The sequence below is a fragment of the Aestuariirhabdus haliotis genome, assembly GCF_023509475.1.
Taxonomy (GTDB): domain Bacteria; phylum Pseudomonadota; class Gammaproteobacteria; order Pseudomonadales; family Aestuariirhabdaceae; genus Aestuariirhabdus; species Aestuariirhabdus haliotis.
Genome location: NZ_JAKSDZ010000008.1, coordinates 56,605 through 79,838, shown reverse-complemented (window position 1 = coordinate 79,838; position 23,234 = coordinate 56,605). Strand labels below are relative to the sequence as shown.

At 53.1% G+C, this 23,234-nt stretch carries 21 protein-coding genes; 13 read left to right on the top strand and 8 right to left on the bottom strand.

Annotated elements, in window-relative coordinates:
- Nucleotides 1–6 precede the first annotated feature (6 nt).
- The 5 genes from MIB40_RS08085 (at nucleotide 7) to MIB40_RS08065 (ending at nucleotide 5,917) form a co-directional block, all read left to right on the top strand.
- Nucleotides 7–1,614, top strand: a complete 1,608-nt coding sequence (locus tag MIB40_RS08085; RefSeq protein WP_249692814.1) for a carboxyl transferase domain-containing protein — start codon at nucleotides 7–9, stop codon at nucleotides 1,612–1,614.
- Nucleotides 1,615–1,653: 39 nt separating this feature from the next.
- Nucleotides 1,654–2,445, top strand: a complete 792-nt coding sequence (locus MIB40_RS08080) for an enoyl-CoA hydratase/isomerase family protein (RefSeq protein ID WP_249692812.1) — start codon at nucleotides 1,654–1,656, stop codon at nucleotides 2,443–2,445.
- Nucleotides 2,446–2,451: 6 nt separating this feature from the next.
- On the top strand, nucleotides 2,452–4,470 hold the full coding sequence (locus tag MIB40_RS08075; protein WP_249692810.1) for an acetyl/propionyl/methylcrotonyl-CoA carboxylase subunit alpha: 2,019 nt from the start codon (nucleotides 2,452–2,454) through the stop codon (nucleotides 4,468–4,470).
- A gap of 25 nt (nucleotides 4,471–4,495) precedes the next feature.
- A complete protein-coding gene (locus MIB40_RS08070) occupies nucleotides 4,496–5,404 on the top strand; it encodes a hydroxymethylglutaryl-CoA lyase (RefSeq protein WP_249692809.1) in 909 nt (302 codons plus the stop codon).
- Nucleotides 5,405–5,698: 294 nt separating this feature from the next.
- Complete coding sequence (locus tag MIB40_RS08065; protein WP_249692808.1) at nucleotides 5,699–5,917, top strand: hypothetical protein; 219 nt, start codon at nucleotides 5,699–5,701, stop codon at nucleotides 5,915–5,917.
- A gap of 697 nt (nucleotides 5,918–6,614) precedes the next feature.
- On the opposite strand, the gene MIB40_RS08060 is transcribed toward MIB40_RS08065, so the two are convergent.
- On the bottom strand, nucleotides 6,615–8,687 hold the full coding sequence (locus MIB40_RS08060) for a tetratricopeptide repeat protein (protein ID WP_249692806.1): 2,073 nt from the start codon (nucleotides 8,685–8,687) through the stop codon (nucleotides 6,615–6,617).
- Nucleotides 8,688–8,911: 224 nt separating this feature from the next.
- Here MIB40_RS08060 and MIB40_RS08055 point away from each other — a divergent pair, with 224 nt between their 5' ends.
- The gene (locus tag MIB40_RS08055) at nucleotides 8,912–9,220 is read left to right on the top strand and encodes a DUF1272 domain-containing protein (RefSeq protein ID WP_249692804.1); all 309 of its coding nucleotides are present in this window, start codon (nucleotides 8,912–8,914) and stop codon (nucleotides 9,218–9,220) included.
- 79 nt (nucleotides 9,221–9,299) lie between these two features.
- Here the strand turns inward: MIB40_RS08055 and MIB40_RS08050 are convergent, their stop codons facing one another.
- Entirely contained in the window at nucleotides 9,300–9,902 is a 603-nt protein-coding gene (locus MIB40_RS08050; protein ID WP_249692802.1) for a nitroreductase family protein, read from the bottom strand.
- 261 nt (nucleotides 9,903–10,163) lie between these two features.
- Nucleotides 10,164–11,099: a LysR family transcriptional regulator gene (locus MIB40_RS08045; RefSeq protein WP_249692800.1), complete on the bottom strand. Its 936-nt coding sequence runs from the start codon at nucleotides 11,097–11,099 to the stop codon at nucleotides 10,164–10,166.
- 117 nt (nucleotides 11,100–11,216) lie between these two features.
- Here MIB40_RS08045 and MIB40_RS08040 point away from each other — a divergent pair, with 117 nt between their 5' ends.
- From MIB40_RS08040 to MIB40_RS08030, 3 genes are all read left to right on the top strand, one after another.
- On the top strand, nucleotides 11,217–12,188 hold the full coding sequence (locus MIB40_RS08040; protein WP_249692798.1) for a DMT family transporter: 972 nt from the start codon (nucleotides 11,217–11,219) through the stop codon (nucleotides 12,186–12,188).
- Between the two features lie 207 nt (nucleotides 12,189–12,395).
- Nucleotides 12,396–12,623, top strand: a complete 228-nt coding sequence (locus MIB40_RS08035) for a hypothetical protein (protein WP_249692796.1) — start codon at nucleotides 12,396–12,398, stop codon at nucleotides 12,621–12,623.
- Nucleotides 12,624–12,892: 269 nt separating this feature from the next.
- The gene (locus MIB40_RS08030) at nucleotides 12,893–13,255 is read left to right on the top strand and encodes a hypothetical protein (RefSeq protein ID WP_249692795.1); all 363 of its coding nucleotides are present in this window, start codon (nucleotides 12,893–12,895) and stop codon (nucleotides 13,253–13,255) included.
- A gap of 36 nt (nucleotides 13,256–13,291) precedes the next feature.
- Here MIB40_RS08030 and MIB40_RS08025 read toward each other — a convergent pair whose 3' ends face one another.
- Complete coding sequence (locus MIB40_RS08025; protein WP_249692793.1) at nucleotides 13,292–14,785, bottom strand: aminotransferase-like domain-containing protein; 1,494 nt, start codon at nucleotides 14,783–14,785, stop codon at nucleotides 13,292–13,294.
- Nucleotides 14,786–14,901: 116 nt separating this feature from the next.
- Between MIB40_RS08025 and MIB40_RS08020 the strand changes: the two genes are divergently transcribed.
- Nucleotides 14,902–15,810 (top strand): EamA family transporter, encoded by a 909-nt coding sequence (locus MIB40_RS08020; protein ID WP_249692791.1) that lies wholly within the window; start codon nucleotides 14,902–14,904, stop codon nucleotides 15,808–15,810.
- 83 nt (nucleotides 15,811–15,893) lie between these two features.
- Here the strand turns inward: MIB40_RS08020 and MIB40_RS08015 are convergent, their stop codons facing one another.
- Entirely contained in the window at nucleotides 15,894–16,055 is a 162-nt protein-coding gene (locus MIB40_RS08015; RefSeq protein WP_249692789.1) for a hypothetical protein, read from the bottom strand.
- A gap of 432 nt (nucleotides 16,056–16,487) precedes the next feature.
- On the opposite strand from MIB40_RS08015, the gene MIB40_RS08010 reads away from it, so the two are divergent.
- Nucleotides 16,488–16,895, top strand: a complete 408-nt coding sequence (locus MIB40_RS08010; RefSeq protein ID WP_249692787.1) for a hypothetical protein — start codon at nucleotides 16,488–16,490, stop codon at nucleotides 16,893–16,895.
- 85 nt (nucleotides 16,896–16,980) lie between these two features.
- Here MIB40_RS08010 and MIB40_RS08005 read toward each other — a convergent pair whose 3' ends face one another.
- The 3 genes from MIB40_RS08005 to pdsR are packed head-to-tail and all read right to left on the bottom strand — an operon-like array spanning nucleotide 16,981 to nucleotide 20,268.
- On the bottom strand, nucleotides 16,981–17,340 hold the full coding sequence (locus MIB40_RS08005; protein WP_249692785.1) for a rhodanese-like domain-containing protein: 360 nt from the start codon (nucleotides 17,338–17,340) through the stop codon (nucleotides 16,981–16,983).
- Nucleotides 17,341–17,373: 33 nt separating this feature from the next.
- On the bottom strand, nucleotides 17,374–19,536 hold the full coding sequence (locus MIB40_RS08000) for an ATP-binding protein (RefSeq protein WP_249692783.1): 2,163 nt from the start codon (nucleotides 19,534–19,536) through the stop codon (nucleotides 17,374–17,376).
- A 36-nt stretch (nucleotides 19,537–19,572) separates the two neighbouring features.
- On the bottom strand, nucleotides 19,573–20,268 hold the full coding sequence (gene pdsR, locus MIB40_RS07995; RefSeq protein ID WP_249692781.1) for a proteobacterial dedicated sortase system response regulator: 696 nt from the start codon (nucleotides 20,266–20,268) through the stop codon (nucleotides 19,573–19,575).
- 193 nt (nucleotides 20,269–20,461) lie between these two features.
- On the opposite strand from pdsR, the gene MIB40_RS07990 reads away from it, so the two are divergent.
- Complete coding sequence (locus tag MIB40_RS07990) at nucleotides 20,462–22,633, top strand: marine proteobacterial sortase target protein (protein WP_249692778.1); 2,172 nt, start codon at nucleotides 20,462–20,464, stop codon at nucleotides 22,631–22,633.
- Nucleotides 22,621–23,232, top strand: a complete 612-nt coding sequence (locus MIB40_RS07985) for a class GN sortase (RefSeq protein ID WP_249692777.1) — start codon at nucleotides 22,621–22,623, stop codon at nucleotides 23,230–23,232. The genes MIB40_RS07990 and MIB40_RS07985 overlap by 13 nt, the downstream gene beginning before the upstream one ends.
- Nucleotides 23,233–23,234 lie beyond the last annotated feature (2 nt).

Here is a 23,234-nt window from a genome sequence, read left to right as displayed (position 1 = left end):
ACTACCATGGCGATACTCACTTCAGGCATCAATACCCGCAGCGCCGAGTTTGCGGAAAACAGCCAACACATGCAGGCGCAGGTTGACGATCTGCAGACACAGCTCGACGGCGTAAAACTCGGCGGCGGAGAAAAAGCAAGAGATCGTCATCTTTCTCGAGGCAAATTATTGCCTCGAGATCGCGTACAAGGGTTACTGGACCCCGGCGCGCCCTTTCTGGAGTTTTCCCAGCTCGCCGCCCATGAGGTATACGACGATCATGTCCCGGGCGCGGGCATCATTACCGGCATCGGGCGGGTCAGCGGCGAAGAGTGCGTCATTGTTGCCAACGATGCCACCGTCAAGGGCGGCACCTATTACCCGTTAACCGTCAAGAAACATCTGCGTGCGCAAACCATCGCCCGGGAAAACAATCTGCCCTGTATCTATCTGGTCGATTCCGGCGGCGCCAATTTGCCACAGCAGGATGAGGTGTTTCCCGATCGCGAACACTTTGGCCGCATCTTTTTTAACCAGGCCAATATGTCGGCGCAGGGCATTCCACAGATCGCCGTAGTCATGGGTTCCTGTACTGCGGGTGGCGCTTATGTACCTGCCATGGCCGACGAGTCGATCATCGTGCGCGAACAGGGCACCATTTTTCTCGGCGGACCGCCCCTGGTCAAAGCCGCTACCGGCGAAGTGGTCAGCGCAGAAGAACTCGGCGGCGCTGACGTGCACTGTCGCACCTCCGGCGTGGCCGATCATTACGCGCAAAACGATCACCACGCCCTGCAACTGGCCCGCCAGGCGGTATCCCGCCTTAACCGGGTCAAGCCCCAGCAATGCGATGTGGCCCCGGTGGTTGAGCCCCTGTTTGATGCACAAGACCTGTACGGCATTATTCCCAAGGATGCTCGCCAGCCTTACGACGTGCGTGAAGTCATTGCACGACTGGTTGATGGCTCGGAATTCGACGAATTCAAAGCGCTTTACGGCACCACACTGGTGTGCGGCTTTGCCCGCATCTTCGGCTACCCGGTAGGTATTGTTGCCAACAACGGCATTCTGTTCAGCGAATCGGCGCAAAAAGGCGCGCACTTTATCGAACTCTGCGCGCAACGAAAAATCCCCCTGCTGTTCCTGCAGAACATCACCGGCTTTATGGTCGGCTCGCAATACGAGCAAGGCGGTATCGCCAAGCATGGTGCCAAGATGGTCACCGCTGTCGCCAGCGCTCAAGTGCCCAAATTCACCGTACTGATCGGCGGCTCTTTTGGCGCCGGAAACTATGGTATGTGTGGCCGTGCCTACGACCCGCGCTTTCTGTTTATGTGGCCCAATGCCCGTATTTCGGTTATGGGTGGCGAACAGGCCGCAGGCGTACTGGCTCAGGTTAAACGGGACCAGAAAGAGAAGCGAGGCGAGGCCTGGAGCGACAGTGAAGAACAACGTTTCAAGCAACCCATCATCGATACTTACGAGCATCAGGGTCACCCCTATTTTGCCTCGGCGCGCCTGTGGGATGACGGCGTGATCGATCCGGCGGATACCCGCATGGTATTGGGCCTGTCTATTTCTGCCGCTATGAACAAGGAAATTGATGACACGCGCTTCGGTGTTTTCCGCATGTAATTGAGTCGTTAAGACGACATAAAATAATGAGCTAATATCATGTCTAACGAAACTGTAATCTGTGAAATTGATAGCCGGGGAATTGCTACCGTCACCCTGAACAACCCGGATAAACACAACGCTTTTGACGACACAATGATCGCTTCGCTAAGCGATTGTTTTACCTCTTTATCAGCAGACAATAGCGTTCGAGCCCTGGTACTGGCCTCCACCGGGCGCAGTTTTTCCGCCGGTGCAGACCTTAACTGGATGAAGCGCATGGCGGGCTATTCGTTTGAGGAAAATCTGCGTGACGCTAACGCCCTGGCCAATATGTTGAAGCTGCTTAACAGCATGCCGAAACCGACCATTGCTCGCGTTCAGGGTGCTGCCTTTGGTGGCGCTGTAGGCCTGGTCAGTTGTTGTGATATAGCCATCTCCGCCAGCCGTGCCAGCTTCTGCCTCAGCGAGGTACGCATCGGTCTGGTGCCGGCAACTATCTCGCCCTATGTGATCAATGCCATCGGACAACGCGCCGCGCGGCGTTATTTTATCAGCGCCGAGCGTTTCAGTGCCGAGCGCGCCCTCAACCTGGGACTGGTCAGCGAAGTGGTCGATGAAGAGGAGCTTGATAGCCAGCTGGAGGAGATCATCCAGCAGCTGCTGCAAAACGGCCCACAGGCGGTCGCCGCCGCCAAGCAATTGCTGTTTGATGTGGCGGGCCGCAACATCAATGACGACCTGATCGCCAGTACCAGCGAACGCATCGCCACCATTCGCGTATCCGATGAAGGGCAACAGGGTCTGGGCGCTTTTCTCGACAAACAACCGGCCCCCTGGATCAAGGAGTAAGTCAGCATGTTCAACAAGATACTGATTGCCAATCGGGGCGAAATTGCCTGCCGGGTTATTCGCACCGCCCAACGCCTGGGCATCTCCACGGTGGCGGTTTACAGCGATGCCGATCGCGATGCCCTGCACGTCACCATGGCCGACGAAGCCGTCCATATAGGGGCTGCGCCGTCTCGCGAATCCTACCTGCTGGGTGACAAGGTGATTGAGGCCGCGCTGCGCACCGGCGCTCAGGCGATACATCCGGGTTATGGTTTTTTGTCGGAAAACGCCGACTTCTGTAACCGCTGTAAGCAAGAAAAGCTGGTGTTTATTGGCCCGCCCGTGGGCGCTATTGAAGCCATGGGTTCGAAGTCGGCCGCCAAACAGATTATGGAAAAAGCCGGTGTGCCGCTGGTGCCTGGTTACCACGGCGACGACCAGAGCCCCGCTTTGCTGAAACAGGCCAGCGACGAGATGGGTTATCCAGTACTGCTCAAAGCCACCGCAGGCGGTGGTGGTAAGGGCATGCGCCAGGTCTGGAGCGCCGACGAATTTGACGAGGCCCTGGCCGCCGCCAAGCGTGAATCCCTGAATGCCTTTGGCGACGATCGCATGCTGGTTGAAAAATACCTGACGCAGCCACGCCATGTGGAAATTCAGGTGTTTTGCGACCAACAGGGTAACGCGGTCTATCTGTTTGAACGGGATTGCTCGGTCCAGCGCCGGCACCAGAAAGTGATTGAGGAAGCCCCGGCCCCCGGCATGCATGAGGCCCTGCGTCAGCAGATGGGTGAAGCGGCGATTCGGGCCGCCCAGGCGATCGATTATGAAGGCGCTGGCACCGTCGAGTTCCTGCTCGATAGTGATGGTTCCTTTTATTTTATGGAGATGAATACACGCCTGCAGGTTGAGCATCCGGTCACCGAAATGATCACCGGTCAGGATCTGGTGGAATGGCAGCTGCGGGTGGCCAGTGGCGAACCCCTGCCTCTGCAACAACAGGAGCTGCGTATTCATGGCCATGCTTTTGAGGCCCGCGTCTACGCCGAAGATCCCGACAACGATTTTCTGCCCGTCACCGGCACCTTGAGCTTTTTGCAGCCACCGGTTAACAGTCAGCATGTGCGGGTGGATTCGGGCGTGCGCCAAGGCGATGAAGTGAGTGTTTTCTATGATCCCATGATCGCCAAATTGATTGTGTGGGATGAAGATCGTGATCGCGCACTGTCACGACTAACCCGTGCACTGGGTGAATACCGCATCAGTGGCATGACCACCAACCTGGAATTTCTCTACAACCTGGCCAATTGCCAGCCGTTCCGCGATGCCGATCTCGATACCGGCTTTATCGACAAACACCATGCAGCGATTTTCCTCGACGGCGAGGAGCGCCTTGGTCAGGATCTGCCACTGGCAGCACTCTATCTGGTGTTACGCCAGCAACAAAGCGCCGAGCAATCGGCCGGGCATTCGCGCGACCCCTCATCGCCCTGGCACAACACCGACGGCTGGCGACTCAATGCGCCCAGCCAACAGGATTTTACGTTGTTGCTGCACGAGCAGGCGTACCCCTTAACCGTAGAGCAACGTCGCAGCGGCGCGGGTTGCGGCTACCGTATCACCGGCTCTGATGCGACCTATTGCAGTGATGCCCGAGGCGTGCTGGAGGGTAACCAGCTGCGGGCCAACCTCGACGGTTACCAGCTGAACGCCACAGTCAGCGAACACGACGGCATAATCAGCCTTTACACCGCGAACAACGCGATCAGTTTTCGATTGCAGAAACCGGATCTGGGTGACCAGGACAGCGACCAGAATGCCGGTGGCCTGAGCGCTCCCATGAATGGCACCATCGTGACGCTGCTGGTCGAACCCGGCAGCGAGGTTGCCAAGGGCGATGCCCTGCTGGTGATGGAGGCGATGAAGATGGAGCACAGTATTCGTGCCCCCGCCGATGGCCGGGTGGTTTCTTTCTTCTATAACAGTGGTGATCTGGTCGATGGCGGTAGCGAACTGGTAGAGTTCGAAACCAATCCGGCATAAGGCCATATCACGAGAGGAAAACGCAATGGACAGATTACCCACGCGCGTGCGCATCGTCGAAGTCGGCCCCCGTGATGGCTTGCAAAACGAGCAGCAGCCGATCAGTACCGAGGTAAAAGTACAACTGATAGAGCGGTTGGCCAGGGCCGGTTTGCGTACCATCGAAGCCGGCAGTTTTGTAAACCCCAAGTGGGTGCCCCAGATGGCGGGCAGCGACGAAGTGTTTCGTGCAATGAAACGTCAGGATGAGGTCAGCTACGCCGCACTTACCCCCAACCTGAAAGGCGCCGAACGGGCACTCGAAGTGGGCGCTTCCGAGCTGGCCATTTTTGCCGCCGCCTCCGAAGCCTTCAGTCAGAAAAACATCAACTGCTCGATCGATGAAAGCCTGCAACGCTTTACCCCGGTGATGGACGTGGCTCGCAAGGCCGGCGTACCGGTGCGGGGTTACGTCTCCTGCGTGGTGGGTTGCCCTTACGAGGGCGAGGTGGATCCCAGCCTCGTTGCCCGAGTCTCCCGGCAGTTGCTGGAGCTGGGCTGCTACGAAATATCCCTGGGCGACACCATTGGTGTCGGTACACCGGCCAGCGTTAATGTCATGCTCGACGCGGTCGCCAAAGAGGTCCCCATCGATCAATTGGCTGTGCACCTGCACGACACTTACGGTCAGGCCATTGCCAATATTTATGCATCCCTTCTACGCGGCATACGAGTGATCGACAGTTCCGTTGCCGGCCTGGGGGGCTGCCCCTACGCCAAAGGCGCCTCGGGTAATGTCGCCACCGAAGATGTGGTCTATCTGTTAAATGGACTGGGCATCGAGCATGGTATCGACCTGACCAAGCTGGTCGAAACCGGTCAGTTTATTACCCAGGCTTTGGGACGTAGTAATGGGTCGCGGGTGGGTAATGCGATGGCGGGGAGCAGTGTGTAAAAACACTGCTTTTATCACCTCTCTCTCCATGATTTAATAAACATAATTATTCAGTAATAGCCAAGTCGCTATGACACTAACATCAACCACGGACCGGTTGAATCAAGAATGGAATCTCCCTCATGCATACACGTAAAGTTTGAACCCCAAAAAATTAATTCCGCCCTTAAAGGTAAAGAAAGCTTTGCCTTTTAACCCGCTGTTAAGCCCATATGCCAGGGATCAAATTAAAATTCGAGCGCATCGCTGGTAAGTTAATAGCTGACAGTAAATAAGAATGGGGAGCCGAACCAGATGAGCCATGCGCCAATTAAAATAAATAGATTATGGGGGTTAACTCATATTCTATTGAAGGCAAGAACAGCAGAAGACATTAGAGTTGTCCTCAATGATTTATTCCTTACAGACTATTTGGGTTCTGCATGGATTAATCAGCACTCCCTAATAGTTCCTGCAATAGAAAAACCAGAAAATTCAATAGAAATAATAAAACTTAGCAGCATATTTCAATAAGTATAGGTACAAAAAAAATGGGTCTAGCATTAGTATTTCTTATCCCTATTCTGGCCATAATGACAATAATCACGATCGGAATCTTTGCATTCCAAACTCTACTATGGGGAATCGTTGCTTTTTCTCCTGTCATTTATCTAGCCTGGGATTGGAAAACAGTCACAACCAGAACAAATCAAATCACAGTAGCCTCAGTGTTTTCAGTTTTAGTATTTATAGCAGGCGAACTAATTATAATCTCACACAATAATGATCGATTTTCTGCACTTGGTGAAACATGGCAAGATATTCTCAGTACATTTAATTAAAGCTGGAAAAGATTGATCAGCCCCAGAACAAGAACCCTTCCTATAACTCTCTCAAAAAATTACTGACAGTCCTAATCACCCCCTCTAAATTGCAATCTCTACCACCCCATAATCGGTCAGCATCTGAAATCCAATTAAAAGCTCACCCCCAATATTTAACTCTAAATATAGTAAGATTATATTTTTAATAAGAGTTATTTCGATACAAGGAGGCTACCCACCATGCTACAACTCCGCTCCAGCTGCAAATACTGCGATAAAGATTTAGCACTTAGGGGGGGGGAAGGGAAAAGCCTTACCTTGGACACACCCCTAAGCTTTCAGGGTAACCACCAACGCAAGGCCGATCGCACTTAAAAAAACTACGATCTTATACAATCAAAATTCATTTACCGGTCGTTGACGGAAATGGTATAGCTATCAAATAACTCAGAATTTAGAGAAGCTGTTACCGTCCACTCTCCCGGCTGATCCTTAGCGGGATCCGGAGTGTAATAGACAGAACTAAAATTAAAACCATCTCCGCTATTTTGCAATACGGTCAAATATTCAAAAGCACGATTTCCCGCCGCGTCAAAGAATTCTACGTTCAGTTTATTATCTTGCCCTTGGATGCCATCGAGAGCCGTATAGATAAAGATAGGATCGCCATCAAAACTGAATTTTGAGGTTTGATTGAGTGGAGACCCTATATGGGACATGGCCCCCGATGCTATTGAAACCCCGGTCACCCCATTAAGATTCTGCGCGGGCACATTAAATTTGGTTGGCGTAAGCTTTTTCCCTTTCTGATAATGGTTAGTCAAAAGAGATTGGCCATTCTCAAAGAAAACATTCATATCTCCTTCCGGCAAACCAGCATCAAGTACTCCGGTTGAAATCACATTGCCAGAAACAGAGATCTCCTGGTAAGGGCCATCGATCTTATCACCCTTAATGCTAAGCACTGTAGACACACTACCATCGGGGTGTAATCGGGTCAGCTTCGTGAAAACATCATTTTCATACAACCTATACTCTTTCGGATTGTTGTGATCATCGTAGATGATCGCTTTCCCCTCTTTACGCCCTTTCACATAAGTAGTTTTAGAAACCATCCCACCCCAGGAATCTTTCAGTAAATATAAATCATGAGGGCTACCAGGATTTGCCAGAAAGTTTTCCGCCAGCTCCAGATACTGAGAATAATCAGATTTTTCAGGGTTTGCTTTGATGGCTTTATTGTAGGCCACAATTGCCCGCTCATATCGCTCAAGATAAAGTGAGATATTACCCAATTGAAAAAACGAAAAATCATCCGAAGGATCCAAATGAGCCGCAATCCTGGTGGATTCCAAAGCACTTTCTGAATCACCTAATTTATGTTGAATGGCACCTATTAATCTCCACGCAATAGCCTGATAGGGCCAACGCTCAACAGATTCTCTAAGGTATCCTAATGCTTCATCAAATTGCAGATCACAACTGTAGGCACGACCTAAATTATAACTACTCCAGCTATTAGTGTAGAAATCATAGGCTCTTTGATATTCCGCTATTTTGTCACAGGCTTTTCCTGGTAAAGCGTCTACCTGATCAATCATCCAGGACACTTCATTTGACTTAAGCCATGGGTAAGTCTGGTATTTGGAACGCAACTCTTCAATAAACTGCTTTTCTTGTTGAGCACTCCCTCCCCATTTAGGTGCCAGAGTTGACAGATAGGTACTGTAAATCCAATTCAATTCCGGATCCCGCTTAACCCCCTGCTCATAAATGCTTCTCTTTGAAACAGCACTACCCTGCCTCATCGCAATATTGAGTTGTATCGCATAAGGGTACGCAGTCTGATCATTGATGCTTTTAACTTTGTTGAGATCTTTCATGCTTAATTCAAACAGCATGCGCATCTTTACAAGGTTATATTCCGGGGTATTGCGAATATAATCCGTCCCCCGGGCCAACAAGCCCTGAGTCAATAAATAATCAGCTCTGGCAAGATAAGGAACAGCTTTCGTAGGCGTCGCCTCAACCCATTCATCAAAATAGGATTGCAACCAGACTTCATCCCGGTCCAATGCATTAAGCGCATATTGCATCTCCACACTTTGTTCTTCATTCGACGGTACAAGATGTGGCTCCAGCGCTTCTGTCAGACGTTCATACTGTTTATCCAGCAACATCTGCAGGTATTGTTGACCAGAAATTGAATGTTCCGGAATGAGCCTTTCTGTCTCGAACATTCCATGCCACGAGACCCAATACTGCTCACTGAGTATCTTCAATTTGTGGTAAAACCGTTCATCATTAAGCGTTTCGCCCCACGAACTCAGATACTGCTCTACCTGATCAATTAATTGTTCATTAGCTGTTTCAGAACCAGACCTTTCATACCATGAAGCCGCAATGGAACCCCTAAAATGATAACCCAGAGAAACCAGCACGATGCTTAACAAGATAAGAGCTTTTAAAATACGAGACATTAAAGAGTACAACCCATACACTGAATGAATATTTATCGCGCCAGTTTACACCAGTTATTCAGCAATAACCCGCACAGACAGGGTTAACGAGTCACATTTTAAATACTAAGCAATGATTAAAAATTGAACCGATCATCGCGCACCTACCGATATCCGCTCAGCTTGTTGATGATGAAAATCCCGGACAGCATTGATTATTTCAATGCAAGGAGCATCTAAAAACCATGCTACAAATCCGCCCCAACTGTGAATGCTGCGATAAGGATTTAGCGCCCGATTCCACAGAGGCGATGATCTGCACCTATGAGTGCACATTCTGCCAACAATGCGTCGATGAGATACTGGAAAATGTTTGCCCAAACTGTGGCGGCGGTTTTATGCACCGACCTATTCGCCCTAAAACAGCGCGTCGTGACAATGTCTGCCTGGAACATCAACCGCCATCGAGCAAAAGAGTTCATACACCGTACAGCAAGGATGAGATAAAAACCTTTGCCGCCACGACAAAGCGCATCGCGCCGGCCAACAGATAGCGCTGTTTTTGGGTGAAGACCCTTAGCCCTGCATCAAGCGATGATTGCTCGCAAAAAAGGGTCCCCAACATCCAGCCAGTTAAAAACGGTTTTCCATCAGCACCTCATCCAGTGTCAATTGCCCTCCCCGACCATTGGCGGGCTTGGCCGCTTTGCCAACCGCGATCATCATGCCGATCACATGCTGTTCTGGCAGATTAATCCGTTCGGCCACCGCATCGGCATCGAACCCGATCATCGGGCAGCTGTCATAACCCAACGCCTTGGCGGCCAGCATAAGTGTTTGCGCCGCCATGCCGCAGGAGCGCATGGCTTCGTCGCGCTGCACCTGTTCACGGCCACGGTAAAAATCTTTCAGCATGGGTACCAACATCTCTTGCGCCGCCTGCGGGGCATCGGCCCAGTAACGCTCGGGGCGATCCTGCCAGGCCTGGGTATCGGCACAGAGCACAATCAATTCACTGGCGCGGGATACCTGCTCCTGCCCCCAGGCCGCATCCTGCAACTGTTTTCGCTGCGTTCGGTCGGTCACTCGTACAAAGCGCCAGTGCTGAATGTTGTAACTGGTTGGAGACAGCAAGGTCGCAGCCATCAGCTGGCGAAAATCGGCGTCGGGCATAACGGCGTCGGCATCGTAATGTTTAACGGCACGGCGGGTGGCAATAGCAGTAAAGAGTTCCATGGCTTTTCCTTAGCGACAAGCGCTCTGAGTCGTCAGTTGATGGAAAAGCAGTGTAGATTGTTTCTTAAAACAGGATAAGCCAGCAAACATGAAAATAATTGTTGAGTTATTCTTACCAATAAACCCAAACAACTCCTATCGTTAATCAGCCAATGCCCGCGGGCGATGCTATGCCTCGGCCGGCACTATTCACTTATCAGCCCTATTCCCTTATCAGCCCTATTCCGTTATCTCCGTTATCAACCCTTTACAGCCGCTGCGTTACCGGTCCCAGTAGGGGGTGTCGCCGCCAAAGTAGTCCAGGGCAAAATCCAGAAACGCCCGTACTTTGGCCGGCATATATTGCCGCTCAAGAAACACCGCGTTCATGGTAATGCTGGGCATCTCATATTCGGGGAACAGCTGCACCAGCTGGCCACTGCGAATATCAGGGCCGGTGACAAAGGTGGGCAGGCGACCTATGCCGACACCTCGCAGCATCAGCTCTCGCAACGCCTCGCTGTTATTGACTCGAAAATTGCCATTGACCGCCACCGTTTCTTTCCGTGGTGCTGCCCCGTTGCCCTCCGGTTTGATAAAGGTCCACTCCTTCACATCGTTGGAATAGCTGAACACCAGGCAATTGTGCTCGGCCAGCTCGGACAATGTGCCCGGTGTCCCCTGCTCGGCCAGATAAGCCGGGGAGGCGCACAGCATGCTGCGCAGTGGCGCCAGCGGTCGCGCGATAAGGCTGGAATCGACCAGGTCACCGGCGCGGATCGCCAGATCAAAACCACCATCGACCAGATCCACCGTCTTGTCATCCATCACCATATCGATACTGATCTTTGGGTAGCGTTTGAGAAAAGCCGGCATCATAGGCGCGATGTGCAAGCGGCCAAAGGACATCGGGGTGTTAATACGCAACCGGCCCTGGGGTTCCCCCTGCAGTTGCAACACCGCATCTTCGGCGTCTCGTGCCGCCCGATACGCCTTGGCCGCGTGCTCGAAGTAATGCTCACCAGCCTCGGTCAGGCTCAGCTTACGTGTGGTGCGGTGCAGCAGTTTCACTCCCAGCTGCTGCTCCAGCAAGGTCATGCGCTTGCTGACCGCCGATTTCGAGATCCCCAACTGCCGGGCCGCCGGAGAAAAACCACCGGCTTCCACCACCGCCACAAAAACCGGCAACGCGCCGAAGCCTTCCAGTTTACCGTCCATACAACCTTTCACCCGTTGTTGTTAACTTTTTCTCAACAGTCATTCTTCCCCAAGACGGATTATCGGTCAATAAGCGACAAGTTATGCTTGTCAGGCCATCATCAACCGGTACACCCCATGCACCAGAGCACTCACAACCAGCCCCCTTCTTACCTTTACGTTCATGCGCTGTTATTGCTGATGACCGTGCTGGTAGCCGGGTCCTTTCCGGTCGGCGGGGAGATGATGCAAAGCCTTAATCAGACAGACCCATCACTAAATTCAGGACAACTGATGCTACTGCGTTTTGCCTTGGCCAGCCTGCTGTTTGCTCCCTACATTGTGCACCGCTTTGGCCTGACCTGGCCGGGCTTTGAGCGGCTGCGCGTCTATACTGCCCTGGCACTGCCGCTGGCTGTGTTCTTCTGTTGTATGTTCGCCAGCCTTGAAACCAGCAGCGTGCTCAATAGCGGCGCGCTCTTTACCAGCGTGCCAGCATTGGCGGCGATCTATGCGCGCCTGCTTAATGGCGAGCGAAGTGGGCCGCTGCTTATACTGGGCCTGGTGCTGGGCACAGCGGGCGCCCTCTGGGTGGTCTTTCGTGGAGACCTGGCGGCGCTGGCGCAGCTACAGTTCAGCCAGGGGGACGCCATCTTTATGATTGGCTGCCTGTTTTTGGGCGCCTATCAACCGCTGGTCAAACGTTGGCACCGGGAAGAGCCCGTAGCGGTAATGACCTTTTGGGTGATTCTGATGGCTACCCTGTTGCTGCTGATGTTCTCACTGGTTTCTCAACTTTCTATGGAGCCAAACCCTTCAACAACAGCGCAACGCTGGCGCCAGTGGCATCAACTGCCCGCATCGGTGTACTGGGGGTTGGCCTACCTTGCCCTGTTCACCACCCTGCTGAGTTTTTTCCTGCAACAACTGGGCGCCATCACCCTGGGCCCGGCACGCACCTCCGCCTACAGTTTGCTCACGCCCGTGTTTGTGATGGCTATGAGTTTCTACCTGGAACCCCAGCTGTTTGACTGGGTATTACTACCCGGGGTCATATTGGTAATTGTGGGTGTGGTGCTGATTCAGCTGGGTAGAACAAGAGACGCGTAATCAACCGCGGTTAGCTCGTACTAATATTCGCATTGGCTTGGCACGGAAAAAATCAAAGCCAACGTACTTTGGTGTGCATATTCAGGCCAAAGCCGCTTGTGCACCCTCTGCATTATTGTAAGGATAGGGTTCGGAGTTACCTTGCAATGTATGCGACCTTGTAAGGTCTTATGAATGAACTGTTATGTGCCTAGAGGATTTAGGGCTATGAGCAACAATCGAGAAATTGAAGCGATTCTATCTAGAGCGCTAAGTGACGGGTTCAATCGATCTATCAACGCACTCGAAGAATGCGGGGCTATAGATACGGCCAAGCTCACGGAAAAATACTCAGGCGTTGGGAGTGAGTACTACGATATTGTCACGCAGGCTCTGGAACATACTGCAAGACAGTTTTCAGATGCAATTGCTGAGGTAGCAGGGAAGCGCTCATGATTTACATATCTAGCAACTGTGTGGCACATAACAAGCGACTGTGGTGTCAGTGCTAATTTGCACATACTCTTCTTCCCCCCCCCATTTAATATCGAAATCTAAACAGCCATTTAGATAGCAATAATGTCTAGGCGAAAGCGCCGCCTATCACCTAATCTTTTTTCTTTTCTCGACAAATTCACAGTCGGCGATTCAGCGACGTATTCGGCCAGAATGCTCTTTTGACACTCGGCCCACCACCTTAAATGCCAATTTACAGGGACGTGACCATGAAAAACGGATTTTATCTATTGATAACTCTGGGGCTGTTTTGTGCCATGCCCGCTACTGCCGACAATCTGAAAGCCAGTGCACCGGCATTAACAACACAGCCTATGGCGGACAAAATGCAGCCGCCAAACAAGCAGCAGGTTGAAGCGCTGAAAAAACAAAAACAGCTGGGTAACTGGCCTACCCAGGAAGCGTTAAACGCTGGCGGCTTAGTGGTTGAGCTAAAACCCAGTGAGTGCCACCAGTTAGGTGGAAAGTTCATCTATACCCGCGCCTGCCCTGCAACGAGATTGCTGTGCCTAACGACAGATTCCAATGGCAAGGATCATGTCATGTGCGTCGATGAAATGGACTCCAACTAGTCTTCTCAAACACCGGGAAACAGCCATCAAGAATCTTTAGCTCTTTGATGCACGGCTCTGTGTCGCCCTATCACTTTGTTGTTTATGCAACGATAGAACACTCTGCTGGACCAGACTCACTAACTGCTCAAGGCAGGTTTCGATGGTGACGCCTTCCGTTACTACATCATCCAGCCCCCAACCCACATTGACGCGGAAACAATCCCGGTACCAGTCCAGAGTAGTGAACACCTTGCCCAGGCGCACCCCCAACCCGGATGCCTGGATAGCTTGCTCAAAACGATCCCCATCCAGCCCTGGCACCTGAACCCACAACACCATGCCTCCGGTTGGCTGGCTGATGGCGGTGCCCGGTGGCAAATACCGCATTAAATACGCCCGATACGCACAGATATTGGCGAACAGCCGGTGCCGAACTTTTTGCAGATGCTTCTGGTATTGGCCGGTGACAATAAAATCGGCCAAGGCCGCCTGCATTAACGTGTTATGACCGTAGCTGCTGGCATTGTTGTGGTGGCTGTACGCCGACAAATAACGCCCCGGCCAGCACCAGCCCAACCTCAAACCGCTGGCCAGGGTTTTCGACACCGACCCACACCACAGCAGATAGCCCTGACTATCCCAGTATTTTGCCGGCCGAGGCATGGTCTGGCCGAAACCAATCTCCATATAGACATCGTCTTCGATGATCGGCACACGGTAACGATTGGCCAACTCGGCCAGTCGCTGCTTTTGCTGATCGCTGAGACTGGTACCCTGCGGGTTCATGTGTGAGGTGCTGAATAGCCCGGCTTGCACAGCCCCCGTTTTCAGGTGTTGCTCCAGCTGGACCAGATCTATGCCCTGGTCCGTACAGGGAATTTCCACGATGTCACGGTTCAGGGCAGCCAATAACTGCAGCAAGCCATTAAAGCTTGGCGAACTGATCGCCACCCTGTCGCCGACTTGAGTGGTTACCTCGATGGCCTGCTTGACGGCATTGATGCAGCCCCCTGTGATCACCCCTTCCAGCGGGCTCAGGCGTAATTGATACTGCTCAAAATGCTGCGCCAATACCCGTCGCAACGGGCTGCTTCCGGCGGGTTCCGGGTATTCGGTCAGCAGCTCTGGCTGTCGCAGATGTACCCGTTTAATGCTGCGCTGAAACGCCTGCTGGGGAAAATACCGGGGGCTCAACCGGGAAATGCCCAGCGGCGGACTGATGTAAGGGTTGGTTTGCTGCGCTTCGCCCAATGGACCTTCCTGGTAGCGCTGCCTGTCGATTTCGTCAAAGGCACGGGGAGTACTGGTAAATTGGGGTGCTACCGGCACGCTAAGATCCTGCATGGGCGAAGACACGTAAAACCCCGATTGGGGTTTGGCCAGCAGCCAACCCTGCTCTTCCAGAGCGTGGTAACAGTTTTGCGCCGTGGTCAGGCTGACATCGTACAGGGCCGAGAAGCGGCGCAACGAGGGCAAGCGCTCCCCCTGCTGCCATTTTCGGGCTTGAATCTCCTCAATCAATTGACTGGCCAGGGCTTTGTAACGCATAGCAGCACCAACTGTACTCTTTTTATTAAAATAAACTGTAACTGTTATCTTTTTGCAGAATAGCAGATGGTATAGGCCATGCACAGCCCGCCCGCCTAACTGTAAGGAGACACTGTATGACTGCCCGGGACCTATTGATTACACTCGCGCTGATGGCCTTATGGGGCTTTAACTTCAGCGCCATCAAGCTGGGGGCGGACCGTATTGATCCTATGGTGTTGACCGCGCTGCGCTTCAGCTTCGCCATCTTTCCGGTGATCTTTTTTATTCCCCGCCCCAGCGTCGCCACCGGTTATCTGGTCGCCTACGGACTCACCTTCGGCGTGGGTATCTGGGGCATGATGGTGTGGTCTATTCAGATGGGCGTGTCGGCCGGCATGGCGGGACTGCTGATGGATATGAGCCTGATTTCGAGCATGCTGCTGGGCTATTGGGTACTGAAAGAGCGCATTGCTCTCAAGCAGTGGATTGGTGCCGCACTGGCGGTCATCGGCCTGATGATATGCCTGATGCTGACCGACGGTTCCGTGCCGATTAACGGCCTGCCCCTGTGCCTGATTGCCGCCTTCAGCTGGAGTCTGATGAGCCTGATCGTAAAGAAGTCGGGCACTACCCAGGTATTCGCCTTTAGCGTGTGGGGCATGGCCTTTGCGCCCCTGCCACTGGCATTACTGGCCTACCTGTTTCATGGTGCCGAGGCGTTCACCGCTCTGCCCGGGCAGTTCAGCAAAGAGGTCTGGTTCTCGATTCTGTTCCAGGCCTATCCCACCACCTTACTGGGCTACTGGATATGGAATCGAATGACCCTGAAATACCCGCTGTCGACCATGGCGCCCTTTACCTTACTGACGCCGGTGTTCGGTCTGATCGGCAGCCATTACTTTTTCGCTGAACAGGTCTCGACCCTGAAACTGCTGGCCTTTGTCTGCATTCTGGGTGGCCTGGCGATCAGCCAATGGCAGCCCTGGGGAAGGGCGAAAAGGCCAATTCACAATGAGGCCATAACCATTAAGCAGACCACCTGAGGGGGAACCTTGGATATAAAAAAACCCGGAATACATTCCGGGTTTTTATTCACACACGACGAGGAGCGTTCAGCAACGGTCAGCTATGAGCAAGAGCCGCAGCATCCTTCGGGGGACTCTTTCTTGCTCTGTTGGCCTGCGCCATTTTCTTTGACGGACTCTTGTTTGGCAGCACTCTCAACGACCGGTTCAGCTTTAGGATCAACTTCTTTGGCACCGAACACTTTCTTGATGGTTTCTTTCATCGTAAATATCCTACTGAGTAACAATGTTTCAATCCGTATGGAGAATACCATAGCGTTATAGTCGGATATCTTGATCAGACACAAGAATGGCTATAGAAGAAGCACAATAAAGCAGGGTAAAAACTCTGCTTAAAACAGCGTTGATTCGCTGATATAAACTCGGAAGCTATCTAGAGGACCTGCTGAGCGACTGATAATGGCTGCCTCGCCTGAATCCCCCTCCAGTTCCCGTATTGAGAGGCAAGCTTCGACTTGATAAAAGCCATATTCGCCCCCCCAGACTTCTACCTGAATATATTCAGGGCTGTCCTAACCAATTTACGGATAGCGGAATACCTACTGACGCTAATCAATGTTTTTAAAAAGCGAGTTAATACAATTATTTTGCTGTAAGAAATATTCCCTTGGTTGAGATTATTAAGGAGATATTTTATGAACAAGCTCATCTTAAGCCTTGCCCTGATCAGTGCCTCCTCACTCGCCAACGCCGGTGACGTTTTCCAAGGCGAACAAGCCGCAATAATTCTGGTTGGTAATACCTTGGAAGCCAACTATCGCCCGGTAGGCAGCGAATGCGGCAAGCGGGTTTTCTACGAATACTATGATCCTGATGGAAAAATTTACGGGCTAGAACGCAGAGCCGAACAAGCGGGTAGCTACACCCATTACGTGGGTCATTGGAAAGTTGAAGATGGCAAGCTCTGCACGTCCGTTTATGGTCGCTCTTACTCTTGCAGTAACTATGAAAAAATTGGTGACAATACCTATCAGCGTCAATCAGACAATATGAAACTGGATAAGGTCAAACTGCACAAGGGAAAGTATCGGCCTTGCTTCTAGTGCACCGCTGATTGATTTCGATTATTTGGGCTCACAAAGCGGAGAATCTGCTTCGTGAGCCAGTTTTTGATCAGGTTCGTTCCGGTCATAAATCCCGATTCATTGAGTTGGCGATCAATTCGCAATCCCCCTGAATCACTTTGACATTGCGATAGCCCATTTTCTGTAATGCCACGGCCGACAGAGACGCTCGACCACCGGTAGCGCAGTAGATCAGGATCGGCTGATCGGGATCGTGACAGAGGGCGGCCATTTTCATTTCCAACACACCCCGAGGTATGTTGATGGCCCCTTTGACACTGTGATTTTGGGTTTCACCGGGCTCACGTACATCCACCAGCAAGGGAGACGGTTTCGTATCGATCTGCTGCAGGGCTTCTTCGATATCGATGCTTTGGCAGTGTTGCCGCGCTTCGGCCACCAATTCACTCAATGGTTTAATCACAATCTCCCCCTTTTAAATAAATTCTCATCATTATTATTGGTTTGCGGGTGCGCTCAGAAACACACGAAACACCACCCCTTCGCCACTGGGCATATTCTTCGCTTCCACCCTGCCTCGAAACGATTCCGCAATCAAGCGTACGATATAGAGACCAAAGCCCAGATGATGACGACCGTCGTTGGATGGTCGCATCGATACCATGGAATCGAACAGCTGTTGTTGCATGGCATCCGGTAATAAAGGCCCTCGATTTGCGACCGATAAAACATAGTTTGCGCCCTGTTGTTCTAGCCCCACCTCGATGGTGCTATCTTCCGGCGCAAACCCGGTGGCGTTATCCACCAGCTTATCGAGTAGCTGTACGACCAGATCCGGATCCCCCTGCAGTGGCAAACTGGTGACCGGTGGCCGAAATTGGAAACGGTGCTTTGGATACACATCGGCGTAGGCCGACACCATACCGGCGATCACCTTATCCAGCACAAAACGCTCGTTTTCAGCATTGGCAATAGCCTGTTCCACTCGGCGCGCTTCACTCATAGCATCGATGATAGAGCGTAAGCGATCCGCCCCCGATAACGCCCGATCGCGGTACTCGGCGGATTCCGGATTGGCGGCATCTACGGGCAGGTTTTCCAGCGAGGTGCGAATCACCGCCAGTGGTGTCCGCAGCTCGTGAGCCAGCTTGCTCGACAGGCCCTGCAAGTATTGGGTGTATTGCGAGGCTCGCAGGTGCAAGCGGGAAAAGCTTCGGGACAACTCGCCAATCTCGTCCGTCGCCCTTGAGCCATGGAACACGTCAGCAAGGCGCCCGTCTTCATTGATAACCGATTCGGCTTCCCGACTGAGGCGGCGAATACGCCAACTCAACAGGGCCGCAAAGCCTACCAGAACCAACAGCACCACAACCGTGACCAGCAAGCTGACTCGAACCAAGCCTCCCCAGGCTTCACTGGCCAACAGGAGAATATCACCGGTACCTTTTTGCACCACCACGGCGCCAACAATCTGGTCCTTATCCCGCACCGGGTAGGCGGCCATCACGACGGCCCGATTGTCCGCGAAACGGTACCAACCCACCGAGGTCTCCCCCGCCAGCGCGCTTTCGATTTCCGGCACATTGATGCGCCCTGGATCCTGTCCAATCAGCTGTAATCGCCGAGTATTATCATCAAGAATCCAGCGATACAGTATCGCCATAATGCCCTCGGCACTGTCGTAAGCCGGCACGATCAGATCGGACAATTGACCCTGCTGAGCCAACACCCACTGGTAACGATCAGTTAACAAAAAGCGACTGTCTTCCAGCGCTAACTTCGGAAGTTTTTGTTGTAACGACAATGAAGGTTCGATCAGATAACCCGCTGGTTGCTGCATGCGAGCAATAGCAGAAACCAGTTTGCGCGGAGATAATCGCTCTTGCAGGGCAGTACCAATCACCTGTAACTGGTCCTGGTCCGGGTGAATCACGCCAAAGGCAAAGCGTTGGCCAAACTGCTTCAGGGGAAGGTGCAATTCCAGATTGTAGCCATCGGGCGTATCCTGCCATTGGCCAGCGATCGCCGAATAGTTTGACACCGGGGCTCGGCCTTTTTCGAAACGCAATCGCTTGGCTTTCACCTTGCCCGGCGCTGCAGTCTGGATCACCAGATGTAACGGGGAGCCATCCGCCTGCTCGAGCTGCAACCAGAACGAATCGGCAGTAAAAAGAGCCGCCCGGCGAGCATTGGCAAAGCCGGCCACCGGATCGGTGTAATTAACCTTCGGGACAACATAATGCACCCGATCGGCCTTCACCGAGAGATAAATATACAACCCCTTGTCGGCAACCGGGGGTTGGCGTTTGACACCAATTTTTACCCGCGCTTCAAAAGTTGAGCCATTATCGTTTTTAGCAGTAAAGGTTCGAGTCGCTACACGACTACTCCAATCGTCTTTGTAGCCGTCAATCGACATGGGGGTCAACAACGGATAGGCGTAACTGTCAGCCACACCACCCTCGTCGAGGTAGTTCTGATCGGGATAGAAATAACGGGGATCACCCAGGCTCTCACCAAGAATTCGGGCGCTGGCCAGCACAGTGGCTTCCTGACCTTTGCGCAGCACCTGCTCCATCTGCTGCACATATTGGCAACCCGCCCAAGGCAAAGCGAGGGTCACCAGAGCCAGAATCGCCAGCTGTGCTCTTAACCGCATGGACGCAGCTCCCCCCCATGCATTGGAAAAAATGGATTACACATTTCGGTTCCAGCGGTAACCAAATCCGTACACGGTTTCGATGGCATTGAACTCCTTATCTACAACCTGGAATTTTTTTCGTACCCGTTTGATATTCGAGGTAATGGTGTTGTCGTCGAGTACCACATTAGCAGCATCCATTAATTGCTGACGGTTTTTTACATGACCGGGATGGCGGGCCAGGCAATTGACCAGCCAGAATTCAGTCAGGGTGAGTTTAACCGCCTCACCTCGCCAACGGGCTTCCATGCAATCGCCATCCAGTTTCAGATCGCCACATTCGAGATGGTTCTGTTCCTCGGGAGCTTCGCGTAACGCATCAATACGCCGGAACAAGGCAACAATTCGAGCGACTATATGAGCACTGCTTATATCTTTTGTCAGGTAGTCGTCGGCGCCCAAGCGCAGCCCGGTGATGGCGTCGATCTCATCATCTCGAGCAGTCAGGAAAATAATGGGTAAGCGCGGTGCCATGGTACGCAATTCACGACACAGGTCGAACCCTCCCTCAATCTCTTCGCCGAGCCCCACATCGATCACCGCCAGTTCCGGCAAACGTTGCCGGAACGCTGCCATTGCGGAGTGGCGAGAATCGTATACGTCCACGTCATAACCCTGGCGACTTAATACCGCGCGGTAATTCTCCCGAATTGCGGCCTCATCCTCGACCAGTGCCACCCTGCGCCCCATGCTGCTCTCCTCGGTTAATGCAATGGATACCGGTCCCCATTATCGAGTGCTACCGGGCATCGTACAAGCGACTGCCACAATTGATCACAATTGCGCAGCAACTTGCCAGAAACTCGCCTCAGTGTTGCCCCGCCCACGGCCTTTAATGGGAAGCATCAAATTTATCTCACTTACATTGATGCAGGAGAATCCCGTGAACACGCAACGGCAATCATCCTTACAGGATGCCCTATTAATCACCCTGGCCCTGATTCTTCAGGTGGCTCTGGTGCAATATTCCCAAGCTGCCACTCACCCGGTTAGCCCAAGCGCCGATGAAGCCCCCTTGCAAGCGGCGGTATTGATGCTGAAACGCAACAACCTGCCATCGGAACCGGCACCTCAACTGGATAGCAGGGCTCACTTGCAGGTGAACACCAACCTGGCGAGAGTCACTCTGTCCCAGCAGTTCCTCAATCCGGGATCAAACTGGGCCGAAGCCCTGTACCAGTTTCCGTTGCCGGACCAGGCCACCGTCGACCGGTTACGCATTGTGATTGGCGAGCGAGTAATCGAAGGCGAGATACAGGAAAAAAACCAGGCCAAAGCCACCTACGCCAAGGCTCGAGCAGCCGGCAAGGCCGCCGGCCTGGTAGAGCGCCATCGCCCGAACCTGTTTAGCAGCAAGGTCGCCAACATTCCTCCGGGAGCGAAAATTCGGGTCGAAATCAGCTACCTGCAACCGGTCACTTACGACAGCGGACATTACAGTTTGCTGATGCCGATGACCCTGACGCCTCGCTATATTCCCGGAAAAGTGTTGGCCCAACAACCCGCTGCGGACACCCAACCGGGTTGGTCAGCCGCTACCGATCAGGTACCCGATGCGACGGAGATCACTCCGTTCCAGATCAAGGATAACGGCCTCAGCCAACGCATCGCCATTGCTATCGACCTGAATGCCGGCATGCCGCTGGCAGAGCTCACTAGCCCCAGCCATCCACTGCGAGTGCAGCGCAACAACAACCAGTACCAGATTGGTCTGGCCGCCGGAAAAGTGGCCATGGATCGTGACTTTGTACTGCGCTGGACCCCGGCGGCCGGCCAACAACCCAGTGCCAGTGTGTTGGTGGAAAAACACTCTTTGACCCCATCCAGCGCTGAAAGCAGTAACCCTGAAACCCAGGACAAAAGCACTAACAACGACAACGCCACCACTGCCAGCCATCCCAACAACGGCGACTATTATGCCCTCTTGCAACTGCTTCCCCCGGTGGAGCAACCCGTCAACGCCTCTCCCCTGACCCGTGAACAGATTTTTATTATCGACACCTCCGGCTCAATGAGCGGCACTTCGATTCAGCAAGCCAGGGAAGCACTCAAGCAGGCATTGGGACGACTCGATAAAAACGATTACTTCAATATCATCGAGTTCAACTCCCACAGCCGGGCACTCTACAGCCAGCCCATGCAGGCATCGTTGTTCAGCGTTGCCGAGGCCCTGCGATTCGTCGATAAACTGGTCGCTAATGGCGGCACCGAGATCGCCCCGGCATTGGCCACCGCGTTCCAGCAAGCCCGCAGCAATGCCGATACCAGCCAGGTCATTTTTATTACCGATGGCAGTGTCGGTAATGAAAAAGCGCTACTGGCACAAATCGAACGCCAGCGCGATAAGCGACGTTTGTTCACCGTAGCCATTGGCACGGCCCCTAATCACTTCTTTATGCGCCAGGCGGCTCGATTGGGCCAGGGCAGTTACACTCGCATCGGCGATATCGCCGAGGTGTCCCAACAGATGAAGGCGCTGTTGAACAAACTCGACGCGCCACAATTAAGCGAGATCGAAATCCGCTGGCCCAAGGGCGCCGAGCACTGCCCCGAGCAAGCTCCTGATCTGTTTGCCAGCGAGCCTTTAACCTTGCTGTGCCGTCTCGACAATCTGCAAGGCACGGTTGAAGTTCAGGGTCGTCGCGGCAACCGTCAGTGGCTGCAACGGGTGCCACTGCAAAACCTCAGTCAGGACGCCGAAGGCATTGCCAAACTCTGGGCAAGCGAACAGATTCAACAGCTGGAAGACCAGCAACTGGGCCAGCAGGATACATCGACCTTACGCCAGCAGATTCTGAAACTGGCCCTCGATTATCAGTTGGTTAGCCAATACACCAGCCTGATTGCCGTCGAACGCACACCGATTCGTCCCGAGACTGAAGGGCTGGATGCTCACCGCATTCCTAACCTGATGCCAGCCGGTAGCCGTATGAGCGCCTTCCCACAAACCGCCACCGATTCTCCCCTGTTGCTCGCTCTGGGCGGATTGCTGATGGCATTGGCCTGCCTACTGTTGTTGATGCCTCGTCTGCGGAGGCTACCATGCTCCGCCTGATCCGAATTCTGGCATGGGTTCTGTTGCTGGGCGGAGCCTTGCTCTTCGCCCAGGGCAGCTTTATCCACGCCAAGGCACTGGTTGCGCAACAGCTGCTGCAGTTCGCCTGGCAGCAAAGCCAGCAACAGGGTGAACCCGTTCGCCCCTGGCCCTGGGCCGACGGTTATCCGATCGCTCGTCTGCAGATCCCTCGTATCAAACTCGACCAACTAGTACTGGCCGGGTCCAGTGGCCGTAATCTGGCCTTTGCCCCTACCCACCTGCTGGGCTCTGCGGCGCCCAACAGCGGCGGTACAACAGTACTGAGTGCGCACAGGGATACCCACTTCGAAGGTTTGCAAGAGCTGGTGCCCGGTGACCGGTTAACGCTGCAAGGCCCTAACGGGGAACGCCATTACCGTGTCGAGTCTATGTCGGTGGCGGACAGCCGTCATCAGGAACTGTCACTGGACGCGGGGGATCGCCTGCTGCTGGTCACCTGCTACCCCTTCGATGCCCTGCAAGCGGGAGGCCCCTTGCGCTATGTCGTCAACGCGGTGCCCATCCCGCAGGCCATCGTTGCCGCCACCGGACCGGAAAAACCCCGGTGGTTTTTTTAATC